The 18,133-nt window shown below is 62.7% G+C and carries 16 protein-coding genes; 11 read left to right on the top strand and 5 right to left on the bottom strand.

What is annotated here, in order from left to right:
* Positions 1-41 precede the first annotated feature (41 nt).
* The 8 genes from AC1Q6C_RS09145 to AC1Q6C_RS09110 all read left to right on the top strand — a co-directional run bounded on the left by AC1Q6C_RS09145 (position 42) and on the right by AC1Q6C_RS09110 (position 11,476).
* Positions 42-1,481: a uracil-xanthine permease family protein gene (locus tag AC1Q6C_RS09145; protein WP_211921793.1), complete on the top strand. Its 1,440-nt coding sequence runs from the start codon at positions 42-44 to the stop codon at positions 1,479-1,481.
* A gap of 89 nt (positions 1,482-1,570) precedes the next feature.
* A complete protein-coding gene (locus AC1Q6C_RS09140; RefSeq protein WP_042448023.1) occupies positions 1,571-2,473 on the top strand; it encodes an FAD binding domain-containing protein in 903 nt (300 codons plus the stop codon).
* Between the two features lie 2 nt (positions 2,474-2,475).
* On the top strand, positions 2,476-3,120 hold the full coding sequence (locus tag AC1Q6C_RS09135) for a (2Fe-2S)-binding protein (RefSeq protein WP_003946048.1): 645 nt from the start codon (positions 2,476-2,478) through the stop codon (positions 3,118-3,120).
* Positions 3,117-5,639, top strand: a complete 2,523-nt coding sequence (cutA, locus tag AC1Q6C_RS09130; RefSeq protein ID WP_065456445.1) for an aerobic carbon-monoxide dehydrogenase large subunit — start codon at positions 3,117-3,119, stop codon at positions 5,637-5,639. The genes AC1Q6C_RS09135 and cutA overlap by 4 nt, the downstream gene beginning before the upstream one ends.
* Complete coding sequence (locus AC1Q6C_RS09125) at positions 5,636-6,307, top strand: SRPBCC family protein (protein ID WP_007735490.1); 672 nt, start codon at positions 5,636-5,638, stop codon at positions 6,305-6,307. Before cutA ends, AC1Q6C_RS09125 begins: the two co-directional genes overlap by 4 nt.
* Before the next feature lie 281 nt (positions 6,308-6,588).
* Complete coding sequence (locus AC1Q6C_RS09120; RefSeq protein ID WP_007735491.1) at positions 6,589-8,688, top strand: hydantoinase/oxoprolinase family protein; 2,100 nt, start codon at positions 6,589-6,591, stop codon at positions 8,686-8,688.
* On the top strand, positions 8,688-10,628 hold the full coding sequence (locus AC1Q6C_RS09115; RefSeq protein WP_065456446.1) for a hydantoinase B/oxoprolinase family protein: 1,941 nt from the start codon (positions 8,688-8,690) through the stop codon (positions 10,626-10,628). The genes AC1Q6C_RS09120 and AC1Q6C_RS09115 overlap by 1 nt, the downstream gene beginning before the upstream one ends.
* Positions 10,629-10,642: 14 nt before the next feature.
* On the top strand, positions 10,643-11,476 hold the full coding sequence (locus tag AC1Q6C_RS09110; RefSeq protein WP_003945973.1) for an NmrA family NAD(P)-binding protein: 834 nt from the start codon (positions 10,643-10,645) through the stop codon (positions 11,474-11,476).
* A 6-nt stretch (positions 11,477-11,482) separates the two neighbouring features.
* Here AC1Q6C_RS09110 and AC1Q6C_RS09105 read toward each other — a convergent pair whose 3' ends face one another.
* The 5 genes from AC1Q6C_RS09105 to AC1Q6C_RS09085 are packed head-to-tail and all read right to left on the bottom strand — an operon-like array spanning position 11,483 to position 15,907.
* Positions 11,483-12,493: a YdcF family protein gene (locus AC1Q6C_RS09105; RefSeq protein ID WP_050656900.1), complete on the bottom strand. Its 1,011-nt coding sequence runs from the start codon at positions 12,491-12,493 to the stop codon at positions 11,483-11,485.
* A 22-nt stretch (positions 12,494-12,515) separates the two neighbouring features.
* Positions 12,516-13,325 carry an ABC transporter ATP-binding protein gene (locus AC1Q6C_RS09100; protein ID WP_054831935.1) on the bottom strand — a complete coding sequence of 270 codons (810 nt, stop codon included), beginning with the start codon at positions 13,323-13,325 and terminating at the stop codon, positions 12,516-12,518.
* On the bottom strand, positions 13,325-14,107 hold the full coding sequence (locus tag AC1Q6C_RS09095) for an ABC transporter permease (protein ID WP_492666644.1): 783 nt from the start codon (positions 14,105-14,107) through the stop codon (positions 13,325-13,327). Before AC1Q6C_RS09095 ends, AC1Q6C_RS09100 begins: the two co-directional genes overlap by 1 nt.
* Positions 14,108-14,109: 2 nt before the next feature.
* Positions 14,110-14,892 carry an ABC transporter permease gene (locus tag AC1Q6C_RS09090; protein WP_020971398.1) on the bottom strand — a complete coding sequence of 261 codons (783 nt, stop codon included), beginning with the start codon at positions 14,890-14,892 and terminating at the stop codon, positions 14,110-14,112.
* Between the two features lie 10 nt (positions 14,893-14,902).
* Positions 14,903-15,907 carry an ABC transporter substrate-binding protein gene (locus AC1Q6C_RS09085; RefSeq protein ID WP_136471095.1) on the bottom strand — a complete coding sequence of 335 codons (1,005 nt, stop codon included), beginning with the start codon at positions 15,905-15,907 and terminating at the stop codon, positions 14,903-14,905.
* A gap of 195 nt (positions 15,908-16,102) precedes the next feature.
* On the opposite strand from AC1Q6C_RS09085, the gene AC1Q6C_RS09080 reads away from it, so the two are divergent.
* From AC1Q6C_RS09080 to AC1Q6C_RS09070, 3 genes are read left to right on the top strand one after another with little or no spacing between them, the layout of a single operon-like run.
* Positions 16,103-16,885 (top strand): IclR family transcriptional regulator, encoded by a 783-nt coding sequence (locus AC1Q6C_RS09080; protein WP_003946023.1) that lies wholly within the window; start codon positions 16,103-16,105, stop codon positions 16,883-16,885.
* On the top strand, positions 16,882-17,694 hold the full coding sequence (locus AC1Q6C_RS09075; protein ID WP_050656903.1) for an alpha/beta fold hydrolase: 813 nt from the start codon (positions 16,882-16,884) through the stop codon (positions 17,692-17,694). The genes AC1Q6C_RS09080 and AC1Q6C_RS09075 overlap by 4 nt, the downstream gene beginning before the upstream one ends.
* A 42-nt stretch (positions 17,695-17,736) precedes the next feature.
* Positions 17,737-18,123: a RidA family protein gene (locus AC1Q6C_RS09070; RefSeq protein ID WP_003946047.1), complete on the top strand. Its 387-nt coding sequence runs from the start codon at positions 17,737-17,739 to the stop codon at positions 18,121-18,123.
* Positions 18,124-18,133 lie beyond the last annotated feature (10 nt).

Genomic DNA, 18,133 nt, shown 5'->3' with positions numbered 1-18,133 from the left:
AAGCATTTCGAACACCTTCCTCCTTTGCGAAAGGTCTCGTCATGCCGATCTGGACGTTGCACGGAGACGGAAAGAACATCGGAGCCGGTGAAGTGGTCGCTCCCGGCGAGCGACTCAGTTGGGCGAGAACCATCGGGTTGGGCGGCCAGCATGTCGTGTCGATGTTCGGCGCGACGTTCGTCTTCCCGATCATCATGGGCCTCAATCCTCAACTTGCCGTGATGATGTCGGGCTTTTGTACGCTCTTCTTCCTGCTGGTGGTCAAGGGGCACGTCCCCAGCTACCTCGGAACATCCGCAGCTTTTGTCGGTGGCGTTGCCGCCATTCGTGCCCAAGGTGGAACGACGGCCGAAGTGACCGGTGCGATTCTGGTGTCGGGGTTGGTTCTGGGATTCGTCGGCATCGCCATCCACTTTCTCGGCGGTGGCGTCATCAGTAAAGCGCTACCGCCGGTGGTGACCGGCGCTGTGGTGATGTTGATCGGCTTCAACCTGGCGCCTGTGGTCGCGGGGTTGTACTGGCCGCAGGATCAGTGGGTGGCACTGATCGTGATGGTTGCACTGATCGTGATGAGCGTTGCGCTACGCGGCTTCCTGGGACGTATCGCCATTCTCGTCGCGCTGGTTTTCGGCTACATCTTCTCGTGGGTCCTCGACCGGCTCTCCGGTCCGATCACGTCCGCCAGTGGTAGTGGCGCACCCACCGAGCACTTTCGTGTCAACTGGGATTTGGTGCACTCGGCGTCCTGGTTCGGGTTGCCGCCGTTCTCGGACGAAGCCAACGGGATCGTCGGTATTCATGCTCCCTCGTTCAGCCTCACGTTCATCGTTCTGGTGCTTCCCGGTGTCATCGCACTGGTCGCGGAAAACGCCGGACACGTCAAGGCGGTCGCCGAAATCACGGGCGACGACCTCGACCCGTACATCGGACGCGCCATTGCCGGTGACGGTTTTGCCACCGCCATCGCCAGCGCAGTAGGCGGCTCCCCTACGACGACTCATGCCGAGAACATCGGTGTCATGGCTGCCACGCGGGTGTACTCGACCGCCGCGTACGTGATTGCGGGTTTCATCGCGATCCTGCTCGGCTTCTCGCCCAAGTTCGGAGCAGTCATGGCGGCGACGCCCGGCGGCGTCCTGGGCGGAATTCTTGTGGTTCTGTTCGGCATGATCGGTCTGCTCGGCGCCAAGATCTGGAAAGAGAACGGCGTCGACTTCGGGAACCCGCTGAATCTGATGCCGATTGCCGCCGGTCTGATCATCGGTATCGGCGACACGGCGCTGAAGTTCAGTGACACGTTCTCGCTCGGAGGTATCGCGCTCGGCACCATCGTCTTGATCGCGATGTACCACCTCTGCCGGCTCGTGGGGTCCTGGAACCCTGAACTGAACAGGCCGAAGTCCGGGAGGCGGCCGGGCGCAACGCCGGGGGCGAATGCGTCAGATGACGAACTTGAAGAGCCCGTGGCGCAGCTCACGTGATGCCAAGTTGAATGTATGCCAGGTATGACCCGTGACCGTTGTCACATCTGCACAAAACGTGAAGTGACTCATAGAGGCAGGATTGAGTAATGAAACCGTCGCCGCTGACTTATCACCGACCGTCCTCGGTCGAGGACGCGTGCCGAATCCTCTCCGAGGTCTCTCACGAGGGGAAGGTGCTCGCCGGTGGGCAATCGCTTGTGCCGCTGCTGTCCATGCGCCTCGCCGCGCCCGCCCACATCGTCGACATCGGATCGATCCCGAACCTCGCTTCGGTGACCTCGTCCGAAGACGAAGGAGTGCGGTTCCAGGCCCTGGCCACGCACTCGGTGCTGGCGGCCGACGAAGGTGCTCGTCGAGTCCAGCCTCTGCTGAACCGTGCTCTGCAGTTGGTAGCGCACCCCACGATCCGTAACCGCGGGACGAGCGTCGGCTCCATCGTCCATGCCGATCCGTCGGCGGAGATGCCGGCAGTCCTGACGCTGCTCGGGGGCAGCGTGACCGTCCAGTCGGTGCGTGGCACCCGCGAGATCGCGTCGACGGATCTCTTCGCCGGCCCTCTCGAGTCGAGCCTGGAATCAGACGAGATCGCGGTGTCGGTGTCGGTGCCCGCCGCCGAACCCGGCGTGGGAACCGCCATCGACGAGATCGCGCGCCGTCACGGTGACTACGCACTGGTCGGTGTCGTCGCACGGATTCGCGTGGTCGACGGTCTGGTGGCCGAAGCGCACATGACGTACGTGTCCGCCGGAGAGCTGGGACAGGTCGTGGACTACACGGACGTATTGGCGGGGGCGTCGGCGACGGATCAGCGGGATCCGCGGTGGCGCACTCTCGGAGAATGCGCCCGCGCGCAGATAGATACCGAGGCAGACATTCACGGGACGGCGGCGTACCGCTCGCAGTTGGTGTCCGCGCTCACCGCGCGGGTCGGCTTCGCAGCGGCAACGGATGCTCTCAGTGAGAACGCAGTACTGGCAGGAAAGTGGTGACAATGTCCAAAAACGATCGCTCCATCGATGATCAACTTGCCGAGCTGGCAGCAGACACCGGTGAGCACCATGTAGCTGTCACGTTCACGCTCAACGAGGTGACGAACACCGTCGTTCTTCCCTCCCGCACTCTGGCTTCGGATGCCATTCGTCACCACCTCCGTAAGACGGGCACGCACGTGGGTTGTGAACACGGCGTGTGTGGTGCGTGCACCGTGCTGCTCGACGGAAAGCCTGTTCGATCCTGTCTCGTCCTCGCGGCCAGCCTCGAAGGTCGATCGATCACCACCGTCGAAGGCCTCGTCGAGCCGGACGGCACTTTGCATCCGGTTCAGCAGGCGTTCAAGGATTGTCACGGTCTGCAGTGCGGATTCTGCACTCCGGGATTCGTGACGACCATCGCGGCATTTCTCGAGGAGAACCCCAACCCCACGCGGGAGGAAGCTACCGACGCGATAGCGGGAAACCTCTGCCGTTGTACGGGGTACCAGAACATCAGGGCGTCGGTTTTGCGCGCAGCCGAGATCAAGCGTGAACGGGCCGGGCAGTTCCCGCTCGGAATCGACGACGCGTCCACTCGGGAGGCGTTGGATCGCAAGGTGCGGGGAACAACGAATCCTGTCGGAGGACGGGCGGGTAAGGCATGAGTACTCCGGTCAAACCAGCAAAGCGCAACGGGGCGAAGCACCCCGCTTCCGATCATTCGACGGCCGATCATTCGGTTGCCGACGACGGCAAGTTCTTCGGTAAACCGATTCCGCGCGAGGAAGATACGCGTCTGCTCAGCGGTCAGGGGCGATACCTCGACGATCTGGGCCACAACGCGCTGATCGCGGCATTCGTCAGGTCGCCGCACGCTCATGCGCGAATCATCGACATCGACATCGACCAGGCGCTGGAAGTGCCTGGTGTACATGCCATCTACACCTACGAAGATCTCCTGGCCGACACGCCGGAAATGGCGGAGAACCTGCCACTGCTCATTCCGCATCCGGGAATCATCGCTCCGCGCAACGGGTATCCCCTCGCGAAGGACGAGGTGAAGCATGTCGGAGAAGCCATCGCCATGGTGGTCGCGGACAACCGGTACATCGCCGAGGACGCTTGCGCGAAGATCGACGTCACCTACGAGGCGCTGAAGCCTGTAGTGGGGATCGACGTCGCTCGCACCGCCGCGAACGCCGTCCACGCAGACGTTCCGGACAACGTCGCCGCTCACCTGCAGCACGGGTTCGGAGATCTGGATGACGAACTGGCCGCCGCGCCGCACCGACTGACGCTGGATCTCGAAATCGAGCGTTCGGCTTCCATGCCGATGGAGGGCAAGGGCGTCTACGCACGTTGGGACGGTGACGAGAACACCCTCACGTTCTGGACCTCCACCCAGACGTCCACGTCCGCCCGCGCCGCAATCGCCGCGCGATTGGGGATGGCGCTGAACAAGGTTCACTGCATCGCTCCTGACGTCGGCGGCGGATTCGGCGTCAAGATCGTTCACCCGTGGCCCGAAGAAGTCATGATCACGTGGGCCGCTCGACGCCTCGGCCAGGCCGGTATCTCCTGCGAGGTGAAGTGGGTCGAGGATCGCCGTGAGCACTTCATCTCGAGCGCACACGAGCGCGGGCAGATCCAGAAGGTCGACATCGGATTCGACGACGAGGGTCGTCTGTTGGCGTTCGACTTCACGTTCTGGCACGACAACGGTGCCTACCTGCCGTACGGGATCATCGTCATGATCAACACCGCGACGCAGGTTCTCGGGCCGTACAAGCCGAAGTCGTTCCGGGTCAACGCCTATTCGCTGTACACCAACACCGTGATCGTGACCCCGTACCGCGGCGCCGGACGTCCGCAGGCCGTGTTCGCGATGGAGCGATCCATGGACGCCATCGCCAAGTACCTGAACAAGGACAAGATCGCGGTGCGGGAGGCGAACTTCATTCGCCCCGAGGACATGCCGTACGACTTCGGCCTGATGTTCCAGGACGGACGCCCGTTGATCTACGACACGGGCGACTACCAGGCGGGCATCGACAAGCTCAAGAAGCTCATCGACTGGGACGGATTTCCCGAGTACCAGAGGAAGGCTCGTGCCGAAGGTCGGTCGGTCGGCATCGGTATCGGCGCGTACGTCGAGGGAACCGGACCCGGACCCTACGAGGGTGCGCACGTCGTGGTCGAGACGTCCGGAAAGGTCAAGGCCGCAACAGGCCTGACGACGCAGGGTCAGGGCCACCAGACCGCGTTCGCCCAGATCGTTGCGGACGACCTCGGAGTCAAGGTCTCCGACGTCGAGATCGTCACGGGTGATACCCGCCGGTTCGGTTATGCCGTCGGCACTTTCGCCTCGCGTGGTGCGGTCATGTCAGGTTCGGCCTTCCACGTCGCAGCGCAGATGGTCGCGGAGAAGGCGAAGAAGATCGCGTCCGGAATCCTGGATCTGCCGGAAACCGAACTGGAACTCCGGGAAGGGCACGTGTGCAAGATCGGCACCGAAGCCGGAGTGGAGGGTACGTCCGTACCGCTGAGTGTTGTTGCCGTGCTGTCGAACCCGCTACGATATGCGTTCGACCGTGAGTCGAAGCTGGCCACCGGTTTCGCCAAGACCGACACGGACATGTCGAAGCCGCCGATTCCCGAGGGTGAGCAGCCCGGTCTGGAAGCAACCGGCTACTACTCGCCGCCCAGTTCCACCTTCGCTTCGGGAGTGCACGCGGCGATCGTCGAAACCGATCCCGTGACAGCCGAGATCACGGTCCGTCGTTACGTTGTCATCCACGACTGCGGAAACGTGATCAACCCCCGCATCGTCGAAGGTCAGGTCATGGGCGCCGTCGCGCAAGGTATCGGCGGCGCACTCTACGAGCGGATCGTCTACGACGAGCACGGGCAGATGCTCAACGCGTCGTACATGGACTTCTTGATGCCGTTCGTCACCGAGATGCCGGATTCGCTCGAGATGGATCACACCGTCACGCCGTCGGGACTCAACCCACTCGGAATGAAGGGTGCCGGTGAGGCGGGTGTGATCCCCACTAGCGCCGTCATCGCGGCTGCCATCGAGGACGCCGAAGGAATCTCGATCACGTCCATGCCCATTTCACCGTCCGAACTGTTCGAACTTCGACTCGCACACGCGGGTTCGTCATCAGAGGAGAATGCATGAGAATCGCCGGCACCGCGCAGCTGACGGCACCTCGCGAAGAGGTCTACGACAAGCTCCAGGACGGTCGTGTACTGGCCGCGACCATTCCCGGTGTGCAGTCGCTCGAGCAGCTCACGGACAATCACTACAAGCTCTCCATCATGGCGGGAGTTGCGTCGATCAAGGGCGTCTACGACGGCGAGGTTGTTCTGTCGCAACAGAATCGGCCCAATTCGTTTGTCATGACGGCTTCGGGGGCGGGTGCTCCCGGCACGGTGAAGGCGGACGTCACGGTCACCTTGACGGAGAACGAGGGTGGCACGCTGCTTTCGTATGACGCCGACGCCGTGGTCGGCGGGATGGTCGGCGGCGTCGGGCAGCGCATGATCACCGGTGTAGCCAAGAAGATGGCCGGGGTGTTCTTCAAGAGCATCGACGGCGTCATTGCCAACGGCATTCCCGAGAAAGTCACTGCCGCCGTGGCGGCGGCGGTACCGGCAGTGGCGGTCGAAGGCGCGCCGGTAGTTTCCGGAGCTGTCGCGGCACCGGCGGTTCTTCCGGCCGCTGCACCGACAGCGGGCGGCACAGATGCTCGCACGGTGATGGTCAGCGCCGTCGTCGGCGCAGCCATTGCTTTGTCAGGTGTTGCTATAGGCGGATTCCTGGCGCGTTCTGGTTGTCGCGAGTAGTTCGCGTAGGTGTCAACAGCTGATTCACGATGAGGGAAACGCCCCGAACCGACCAGGTTCGGGGCGTTTTTCACGTCCGCGTAACCCACGGGGGCGCCGGCGAAGATCCGCTCGTGATCGTGCGCCGAACCTTGGTCCCCCGATTCGGCGAATTGTGACAAAGAATCCGCTCTTCCGAACCTGTGGAATAGCTCTACACGTCAGGTACGAGCCACTTACCGGCTAGGCCGCAACCGTCGATCGGTACCAGACGAGACGAGCCAAAGATCTCAGGAGGAAGCGTGGAACCCAGGAAGATTCGGGTCGGTATCGATACCGGCGGAACGTTCACCGACATCGTGGCAGTGGACGACGAAACCGGCGCCATCGTCACCACCAAGACCCCGTCCACCCCGGCGGACCCCGCCGAGGGCTTTCTCGCCGGTATCGAGAAGGTACTCGCCAAGCTCGGTGAGAGTGGCGACTCCATCGGTGCGGTCAGCCACGGCACGACCGTAGCGACGAACAAGCTGCTCGAAGGCAAGGTCGAGAACCTCGGCTTCATCACCACCGAGGGCTACGAGCACGTTCTCGAAATCGCTCGTCAGTCGGTGCCGGACGGTTACGGCAACTCGTACTTCTGGGTCAAGCCCGAACGCATCGTCCCCGCCGATCGTGTACGCACCGTCGGTGGACGCCTTTCCTTCGACGGCAGCGAGATTCGTCCGCTCGACGAAGAGAGCGTTCGCAGCGCAGCGCAGTTCTTCAAGGACCGCGGGATCCGGACCATCGGCGTCTGCCTCATGCACTCGTACGCCGATCCGACGCACGAGGAGCGCGTACGCGACATCCTCTTCGAAGTTTTCCCCGATGCGACGGTGAGCATCTCGAGCCAGGTGCTGCGTGAGTACCGCGAATACGAGCGGTCCATCACCACACTCGTGGACGCCGCGGTCAAGCCGAACATCCGCAACTACGTGAACAACATCGCCAATCGTCTGCGTGAGTTCTCGACCACCGACGGTGAACCCCGCGACATCCCGTTCTACGTCATGAAGTCCAACGGCGGTGTCCTGTCGGCCAAAGAGGTTGTTCACCAGCCTATTACGACAGTCCTGTCGGGACCGGCCGCCGGAGCCCTCGGTGCTGCGCTGATCGCCGACGCCGCCGGCGTCGAGCAGGTGTTGACCTGTGACGGCGGCGGAACGTCGACGGATGTCACCGTCGTGGTTCGCGGCGAGCCCGCGCTGACCACCGAAGGGCGAGTGGGCAACTACCCGTCGAAGATCCCGATGATCGACGTCGTGACCGTCGGCGCCGGTGGTGGGTCGATCGCGTGGATGACGCCGGAACACACCCTCCGAGTCGGCCCTCAGTCGGCCGGCGCCGATCCCGGACCGTTGTGCTACGGCAAGGGCGGCAGCGAACCGACCATCACCGACGCGCACGTCCTGCTCGGTCGCATCCCACCCCACCTGCTCGGTGGCGAGATTCCTCTCGACACGGAATTGGCACGCAAGGGCCTCGAAGAGCTTGCAACACAGCTCAGTCTGGGCTTCGAAGAGTGCGCGGTCGGCGTCCTCGAGGTCTCGGCATGGAACCAGGCCAACGCCCTGCGTCAGATCACCGTCAAGCGTGGCCTCGACGTTCGCGACTTCACCCTCGTGACGTTCGGCGGTTCCGGCTCCCTGCTCGCCTGCCGTCTCGTCGACATCCTGGGTCTGAAAGACGTTCTCGTCCCGCTCAATCCGGGTAACGTCTCCGCGTTCGGTCTGCTGACGGTCGATGTCCGCAACGACTACGTCCAGACGCACGTCAGTCGTCACGACCGGTTGAAGGCTGAAGACCTGCAGAGCCAGTTCGACGCGCTGGCCGGCGAAGCCGAGATCGCGCTTGCCGAAGAGGGTTTCGACGAGACGCAGCGCAAGTACTCTCGCACTGCGGATCTGCGTTACCTCGGTCAGGCCTTCGAGGTACGCGTCCCGGTGGCGGAAGGTACCGTCACGACGCAGATCATGGACGACGCGGCCGAGGCGTTCCACCAGGCGCACCGCGAGCTGTACGGCTACGACTTCCGGGGAGACCCGTCGCAGCACGTGGAATGGGTCAACCTGCGCGTGAGTGGCATCGGCCCGATCAAGCGTCCGACGCTCAAGGAGATCCCGGCCGGCACCGGCGCCGACACCGCTCGAACCGGTTCGCGTCAATCGTATTTCGACAGCTGGGTCGAAACGGCCACCTACGATCGCACACTGCTCGGTGCGGGTGACGTCATCGAAGGACCAGCCGTGATCGAGGAGTTCAGCTCGACTGTCCCGATCCATCCCGGATTCTCGGCACGTATCGACACCTTCGGGAACATTCGTATCTCGAAGTCTTCCGACTCGAACGGAGTGAAGTGATGACCGCCATTCTCGATGCTGCTGCTGCCACCGCGGCCAAGCCGTACCGACTCACCGCTACCGACGGCGCGTCACCTGATCCGATTCTGGTCGAGATCGTCGCCGGTTACCTCGCCAGCGTGGAAATGGAAGTCGAGACCTCCATTTCGCGCACCTCGCGTTCGCCGATGATCCGTGACGCTCACGACTTCCGCGCGGGTATTCACGACCGGAACCTCCGCAAGCTCACGGGCCGTTCGTATTCCGCACTGGTTCATCCGATCGCCCGGGACTTCCCACTCGAGACGATGAAGCCGGGAGACGTGTACTTCCACAACGACGTCTACCTGTCCGAAGGTGGCATCGGCCATCTCCCCGACCTCTGCGTCACGGTGCCTGTCTTCGCCCGCGTCACTCCCGATGCCGAGCCGAAGGTTGTTGCGTTCGTTCAGGCATTCGGTCACCACGACGACATCGGCGGTTGCTGCCCCGGCTCCATGCCGTCCGGCGCCACCACGGTGTACGAAGAGGGACTGATGGTTCCGCCGATCAAACTGTGGGACCAGGGAGTTCCCAACGAGGCGGCACTGCGCATCATGACGCGTAACTCCCGTATGCCGGATGCGTTGGCAGCTGACCTCGACGCCGAGTGCTCGGCGTGCCTGATGGGTGCGCGTCGACTCACCGAATTGTTCGAGCGCTACGGCGTCGACACCGTCGAGTCGTGCTTCGACGCGATGATGGACGCGACCACCGAGACGTACCGTCGCGAGATCCTCAGCAAGATCCCGGTCGGTGAGTACACGTGGGAGGACTACGCCGAGCACGACGGCGTCGACGAACCGATGCTCCACATCCAGCGGATCACGCTCACGAAGACGCGGCCGGAGGACGAGGGCGGCGAGCGACTCATCCTGGACTTCAACGGAACCGGACCGCAGGCAAAGGGTCCGATCAACCACTGCGGTGACTACGCGGACGGAAACTTCCTCATCAAGTGGTTGGCCCCGATTCTGCGTAACCTCGCGGACACCCCGGAGCGCATGGCCGAACTGGATGTCAACGAGGGCGTCGTACCGCTGATCGAGATGAAGTTCCCCGAGAAGGGAACACTGATCACCCCGATCTTCCCCGCTCCCACCAACGCGCGCACGTTTGTCATCCTCCGTCTGCTCGGAGTGCTGGCCGGCGTCGTGGCCAAGGCTGTGGACGGCAACATGCCCGCCGATCAGGAGACCATCAGGTACACCGGTGTTTACGGTGAGGACTTCGAGGGTCACTCGTACCTCATGCGTGAGGTGCTCGGCGGAGGTTCCGGCGGACGCTACTACGCCGACGGCGAGGACACGATTCACGTCGTTCCCGATTCACGGAACCTGCCGACCGAATTCACCGAGAGCCGTTTCCCCTTCATCGTCGAAAAGCTCGGTCTGGCCATGGATTCGGGCGGAGCCGGACGCTACCGCGGCGGTCTGGGATACGAGAAGCACATCCGCATGCTCAAGGATGCTCACTTCATGTCCATCGCGGACCGTTCGATTCTCGCCTGCTGGGGAGTCAAGGGTGGCAAGGCCGGTCGGCCGTTCTCCGTCGTCCTGGATCCGGGTGGACCGAACGAGCGTGAGTTCGACGCGCTGACCGATGCCGAGCCGATCAAGGCCGGTGAGGTCGTACGGATTCGCACCACCGGTGGTGGTGGTTGGGGAGATCCCCTGGAGCGCCCGACTGAAGAGGTCTTGCGAGACATTCAGTGGCGCAAGGTTTCCGTCGAGGGCGCACGCGACGACTACGGCGTTGTCGTGATCGAGGGTGACGAGCCGTCCGTCGACGAGGCTGCTACCACGGAGTTGCGGGATCAGTTGCGCTCGGAACGCGGTGAGAACGAGCCCTTCTTCGATCGGGGTCCGGGCTACGCGCAGCTTTCGGGTGGCGCCACCTCAGCGGTCTACGACTACGTCTAGGACGGAAAACTCTCATGGAGAACGGAATTGCTCGCGGCGCCGACATCGCGGTGATCGGCGCCGCGGGTAAGACCGGTGAGGCCGTCGTCGCCGCACTGCCGCCGAGCGTGACAGTTCGGCGACTGGTGCGAAAGGCGCGTGTCGACGGGGACTTCGAGGTAGAACTGGAAACCGGAAGCGGACTGCGCAAGGCGCTCGCCGGGTGCCGAGGCGTGTACTTCATTGCCCCGAACGTCCATCCCGACGAGCCCGCACTGCTTCGCAATGCGCTGACGGCAGCGGCATCGGCGGGAGTGGAGCACTTTGTCTATCACTCCGTCGCGTGGCCGTTCAGCCCGTCCATGCCGCATCACCTGGACAAAGCCAGGTGTGAGGACGAGCTGCATCGTTCACCCTTGAAATGGACTGTGCTGCAACCGTGTGCGTACGCGCAGAATTTCGAGGCGGTACTCACGGGCCGATCTGACACCATCGTCCTGCCGTACAGCGCGGAAACGAAGTTCTCGTTCGTGAGTTTGGCGGACGTGGCGGCTGTTGCCGCGGTCGTACTGAGCGAGGGCTCGGGTGAACATCACGGAGCGACGTACGAGGTGGGCGGCCCGCAAGCTCTGAGCGTCATGGAGGTGGCACAGATGGTGGAAAAGCAGACGTCACGCACCGTCGCGATAGATCAGATCAGCGTGGATCAATGGCGCGAACAGATCGGCAGCAGCCTTGACGTCAACGCCAGCTCGCGTCTGGCGGCGATGTTCGAGTTCTACAACCACCACGATTTTCTTGCCGGCAGCGCGGCCGTCGAACTGCTTCTGGGTCGCCGACCGATGGCCGTCGAGAGCCTGATTCGCTGAATCCGGCTACGAAATGCCTCCTGCCGCCCAGACCACCAGTGGGGGCAGGGCGGCCAGGATCAGGCAGACCGTTCCGTTGAGCCACTTGTGCTCCACCGTGACGGCGGCGAACTCGCGCAGAATGGCGCTCGGCAGGTAGTACCGGGCGGTGTGGGAACCGATGACTTCCGCATCCAGATCGAGGCTTCGGGCAAACGTCGCAGTTCGGAGGATGTGGAAGTTGCTGGTGACCAGCACCATTCGAGGCTTCGTGGTGTTGGCACGGAGAAGGTCCCTGGTGTACTCGAGGTTCTCGAGCGTGGTGGTCGAGCGGTCCTCGAGAATCACGCTCTCGCGCGGTATCCCGTGATCGACGAGGTAGACGCACATTGCCTCCGCCTCGCTGACCACCTCGTCCGAACCCTTCCCACCGCTCACGACCAACAGTGGTGAACGTCCTTCGCGGACCTCGGCGCGAAAGACGTCGGCCGCCTTGTCCAGACGGCTGGCAAGCAGGGGTGTCACGTCGGCGCCCGAAAGCCCGGCGCCGTGAACCACTATCGCGTCCATCCCGGGCTGGTACTTCTGGCGTCCGTAGACGTAGGAGTAGAGCAGAAAGCTCGTGAACAGAAACCCCAGGTACGACGCGACCAGGCTGAACGAACCGAGAACGACTGCGAGCCAATATCTCTGCGTCAGCAGCGCTGATGCGAGCAACACGTAGGGAACGAGCAGGCCGAGTCCGGCGACGAGTGAGAGCAGATTCGCGACGCTGAATCCCTCGCGCCGCAGCATCGTGACTCCGTTGACGATCAGGAATCCTGCAAGCATGAGCACCAGCAACGGCGAGAGCAGAGCGATCGTCGCGATGACGAACGACGGGACCTCGGTTCCCGGCGCACCCGACTGCAACATCCACAGACCGGTGAAGATCAGTCCGAGAAGTAGGTAGACGCCGTTGCTCAGCCTCCGTCGATCCTGCCTGAACCGGTAGCCGCAGAATCCGAGCAGCGCGAGGCCGATGAGGAGAAGGATCACGGAGCCAGCCTAGGCGAGGCGCTTACGACACGGGCGCCACCACCTTCGACTGCTGGATCGCGGACAGGACCCTGGTACGGCACTCGATGAACAGTGGGTCTGCCTTGGTGGTCAGTTGATCTCGAGCTCCGGTCAACGGGACGTCGACGATGTCCTGCGTCAATGCCGGAGTTCCGCCGAGGACGACCACTCGATCGGACAGGTACACCGATTCGTCGACGTCGTGGGTGACGAGGAGGACGGTGATGCCAAGATCACGCTGAAGCGTCAGCAGCAGGTCTTCGAGTTCCGCGCGGGTCTGCGCATCGACCGACGCGAAGGGTTCGTCCATGAGGAGTACCTGCGGCCGATAGGCGAGAGCGCGAGCTATCGCCACTCTCTGCTGCATTCCGCCGGACAACTGCCAGGGGTAGGAACGCGCAGCACCGCCTAGACCGACAACGGCAAGTGCATCGCTAACCCTCTCGTTCTGAACCTTCCGCGCCAGACCGTTGCCCCGTAGCGGCAGGCGAACGTTCTCGCCCACTCGAAGCCACGGCATCAGTGTGCGTCCGTAGTCCTGTGACACGAGAGCCAGCGTGGCCGGCGGTGCATCGATCGCGATCCCGGCGATGCGGACCTCACCGGTGGTCGGCTTCTGCAGACCGGCGATGCAACGAATCAGCGTGCTCTTGCCGATGCCGGAATGGCCGACGATGCAGACGATTTCTCCGGGTGCAACGGACAGATCGATGCCGCGGAGCACTTCGCGGCCGGTGGGACCGCCGTAGGTCACCCCGAGGCCGCTCAGTTCGACTGCGGGTATCGATGCCGCAGATTCTGTGGATGACATCAGTTTCCTTTCACTGCGAGAGCGTCGTGGGTCCGCGGCTGCCATCTGAGCAACCATCGTTCGATCACGCCGTATCCGAGGTTGAGCACGTATCCGATGATTCCCAGCAGGAGAATTCCGGACCACATGTCGGCGATCGCGAAGGTCTGTTGCGCGACGATCACGAAGTGACCGATTCCTGCAGTGGAGACGTACATTTCGCTTCCGACCATGATGACGACACCGATCGCGAGACTGGTGCGGATACCGACTGTTATCTGCGGCATCGCTCCGGGGAGGAGTACCTGCGTCACCAGGAGGGGTGTACGGATCCGGTAGCTGCGCGCCACCAATCGGATACTCGGGTCGATGGAGCGAATGCCGTCGAGGGTGTTGAGGAGTATCGGCCAGACCGCGCCGAAGGCGATGGCGGCAACGTTACCCGTCGAACCGGTTCCGAAAACGATGAAAAGAGCGGGTAATACGGCCAGCGCCGGAATAGCGCGGAAGAACTGGAGAAACGGATCGGCAATGTCGGCAGCCAGCGGGAACAGTGCCAGCAGGAGACCGGCGCCGACGCCGACCACCAGTGCCACGGCGAGACCGAAGGCAAGGTTGGTCAAGCTCGGTACGACATCGTGGGCGAATCCCGGACCGAACCAGTTGTCCACAAACGCTTTCCAGATACGCGACAGCGGCGGGAAGTAAGGCGACTTGCTCGACTCCGAACCGAAGTACCATACGACGACGATCAAGATCGGCAGCCACAACTCCCACACGAGGAGTCGAAGTCCTGACATCATCTTCACGTCGTCATCCTCCTCGGGATGTAATGCCAGGCAAGTAAACGATTCTCGATCGCCATCACGGCGAAGGCGAGCAGCATTCCGAGTAGTCCGGCGACGATGATCAGTGCGAACATTCGATCGGGGACGGATTGGCTCAGCAGGATCTCCTTACCGAGTCCCGGCACGCCGGCGATCAATTCTGCACCGATGGTCAGCAGCAAGCTCAGTGTTGCCGAGATGCGAATCCCGGTGAAGATGTAGGGCATCGATGCCGGTGCGACGACGAGAGCGAGCCTGCGCCACAGTGGAAGTCGGAAGGATCGTGCGGTGGCCAGCAGTTCCGGGTCGACGTTGCGCACACCGTGAATCGTCTGGAGCAGAATCGGCCACACACTTACTGCCACGATCAGTGCCACCGCCATCCGTTGCGTCGGGCCCATGATCAGCAGAAAGAGCGGAATGATTGCGAGCGGCGGAACGGTTCGGCAGAAGTCGATGACGAAACGGGAGGAGACCGTCAGGAACGGGTGCGCGGCGAGCAGCAGTCCTGCCGGGATTCCGATCACCAGGCACAGCGCCAAACCGATCGCTGTGGTGGTCACCGTTTGTCCCAGTGATGTCCACAACGAGGATGTGCCGAGTTCGTTCACAAGGGCCACTGCCACGTCGCTGAACTTCGGAATACCTTTGACGTCCTCGTCGCCGAGCATTCCGAAGATCTGCCAGGCGGCTGCCAATGCGAAGAGCGTCAGCAGCCGACCGAGCAGAACCTGCCTGCGGCGAGTCTGCAGGGTTGTCAAGGCGGACAACTCAGTTGGCCGGGGTCAGCAGGGATTCGGCCTCGACCGAATCCGTCAGTACCCCGTACTTGACCAGCAGTTCGATCTCCGTGCCGAGAGCACCCGGTTCCACTACTGCGACGAACTGAGGATTCTTGCTGTTGGCCAGCATTTCGAGCGGAATCTTGGCTTGTGTCGAGAGTGCAGCCTTGACCGCGCCCGGATTCTGATTGGCGTAGTCAACTGATTTGGCAAGCGCGGTACGGAATTTCGCGAGTGAGTCAGGGTTCGCATTGACAAACGATTCCGAAGCGACCAGCGAGGTCCCCGGTACACCGGGTGCGGCCAAGGGGAAGGGGCGGCCGAGGATCTTCAGCCCCGAGTCGGTTGCTTTACTCAGGAACGGATCGATGAGGAATGCCGCGTCGGCCCCGCCGGTGGAAACCAGGTCGCCGAGGTTGGGCATGGGCGCCTGAATGAACGAGATCTTGTCCGCTGCGCCACCGGACTTCTCCACCGCGGCAGAGATGACTGCTTCGCTGACGGACTTCAAACCGCTGATCGCGACGGTCTTGCCTTCGAGGTCACGGAAGCCGCTGATGGAACTGTCCTTGGCGACCACGAGACCGGACTGGTCGACGCTGTCATTTGCGGCAAAATTCGTGAGCCCGCCGACAATGGTGACGGGCATGTTCTGGCTCCGTGCCTGAATTGCGGCAGCGGCAGTCGTGGCTGCCATATCTGCATTTCCGCTGAGCAACAACGGAATTTGAGCCGAGGAACTAGCGCCGCCCTCCACGAGTTGGATGTCGAGTCCCTCATCGGTGAAGTACCCCTGCTCCATGCCGAGCCAAATCGGTGCGAAGTCCGCGATCGGCTGAGGTGCGATTCGAATCGTGGTGGTCTGGGTGCCCCCGTCGTCGGAGGCCGTGGCGTCGCTCGAACAGCCTGTCAGTGCCAATGCCGCGGTCGCGACTGCGGCCAGGGCAACAACTCTGAACCGTGGTGTCGACCGAAGGGTAAGTCCAACCGTCATGTCCGAAAACCTCTCGCTGGGAAAGATATGACTTCCTTGCCGGTAATCCGGTGGGAAGGTGAAGACGCTCAAAGAATTCCGTACGCCGGAACGATTGTTGTGACTATAGTAATTTCCTAGGCGAATGCCAAGGGTTTTCCAAGAACACGAGATTTCGGATCGCCGGGTACATCCACGGCACCGGGAGGGGATCGGATGACGAAGGGTTCTGCGTCCGCCGTCGACAAAGCGCTGGATCTACTCGAGGCCATCGCGCGCTCGACCACGCCGATGAAGCTCAGCGAACTGGCAGAAGAAGTCGGGATGCTCCGCCCGACTGCGCACCGAGTGCTCGGAGAACTCGCGAACCGTGGTTGGGTCTTCCGCTACGACGGTCGCTATCTCCCCGGCCCGGCTGCACTGCAGGTTTCCCACGAAGCGGCAGCGCATTCGTTGGCGGCCTTGTGCGATCCGACCATGCGGGTGCTGTCCGAGAGCACGGACATGATGGTGAATCTGCAGGTTCTCGAGAGCGGCGGGACGCGGATCATCGCGGCGCTGCGTCCCGAGCGACTCAAGATGATCACTCGTATGCTCGGGGATCTGCTTCCGCCGCACCGGTTCGCGGGTCCGCTCGCGTTGGTGGCGGCACTCGAGGACAACACCCGGGCGCCCTACCTGGCGATGGTGGAGAAGAGTGGCTATCCACTGGAAGGACCCACCGGCTTTCTCGCCGACATCGCCGAGACGCAGAAAACCGGATTCGCCGTTGTCCACAAACGATCTCAGGACATCATCGGTTCGGTCTCGCGTGCAGTGTCTTCCCGCAAGGGGTCTCCGCTCTGTGCGTTGACGGTGATCGGTTTCGATACCGACTTCGATGCGAAAACGACGCGAATGGTCGAAGAACACCTGCTGCGGGCCACCGATGAAGTGCAGCAACTCCTCACTGACCACACTTCGGGCAAGCGCCCGTCCGACACAGGAGAACAAGGATGATTTCACGGACCGAGGGCTTCATCACCGTCGCAGACGGCGAACGGGTCTGGTACGAGACTGCCGGCGAGGGCCCGGATCTGATTCTCACGCACGGTCTCGGCGGAAATGCGGCCGTCTGGTACCAGCAGGTGCCCTACTTCGCTCAGCACTATCGGGTGATCAGCTGGGATCAGCGAGGATTCGGCCGCTCTACCAACGAGAACGGCAACCACGGCCCGGTAGCGGCAGTCTCTGATCTGATCGAAATCATGGACCTGTTGGCGGTTGATCGAGCGCACGTGGTCGGCCAGTCGATGGGCGGTTGGGCCGCATTGGGGACCGCGATCGCTGTTCCGGACCGGGTGGAGTCGGTAGTCCTGGCCTGCACGACCGGCGGCATTCCCGTCGGATTCGGTCCGGACAGCGCACCTCCCCTCACCGCAGCACCCGTCACCGCGCGGCCCCTGGGGGAGCATCCCGCTGTGGGCGGACGGTTGCCGAGCTTGGACATGGCGAGGGCATACCTGTACCAAGCTCTCGGCACCTTCGGTCATCGCCCACCTGACACCGAGTTCTTCCGAATTCTCAAGGCCCACAACTACTCGCCGAGCGATCTTGCCGCGGTGACGGCGCCGGTTCTGCTGATCGCGGGTGAGCTGGACGATTTGATGACACCCGAGCGGATTCGCAGCGCCGCCGAGTTCCTGCCCCACGCCGAAGTGGTCGAACTTGCCGACCGCGGCCACTCCCCCTATTTCGAGGACCCACACGCGTGGAACGAGTTGGTGGCGCACTTCCTGGCCGATGTTCGTGCGCGCCCAGTGCGCTGAAACGCCAACTCGTCACGCATATTCCAACTCCGAGGAGATCTAATGGATTCATCTCAGACCGTCGAGTTCATCCCACCCGCTTTCGATACGCCGTTCTCCACCGGAGTGCGCGTCGGAGACGTTCTGTATCTGTCGGGTCAGATCGGCATGCTCCCGGACGGGACTTTGGCCGACGGCTTCGAAGCGCAGGCTCGTCAGACCATGGAGAACATCGTGGCTTCGCTGATCGCTTACGGTTCCGGTGTCGAAGCGATCTTCAAATGCACTGTCATGCTTGACGACATGTCACGTTGGCAGGAGTTCAACAAGGTCTACCTCGAGTACTTCCCGGCGTCGAGACTGCCGGCCCGCAGTGCGTTCGGAACAGACGGACTGGCGCTGGGTGCGCACATGGAAGTCGAATGCATGGCCTACACCCCGCGGGTCTGACTGCTCGCGG

It is taken from the genome of Rhodococcus sp. MT28 (assembly GCF_058792695.1).
Note: the sequence above shows the minus strand (reverse complement) of the source record. Positions and strands in the feature narration are given on the sequence as shown.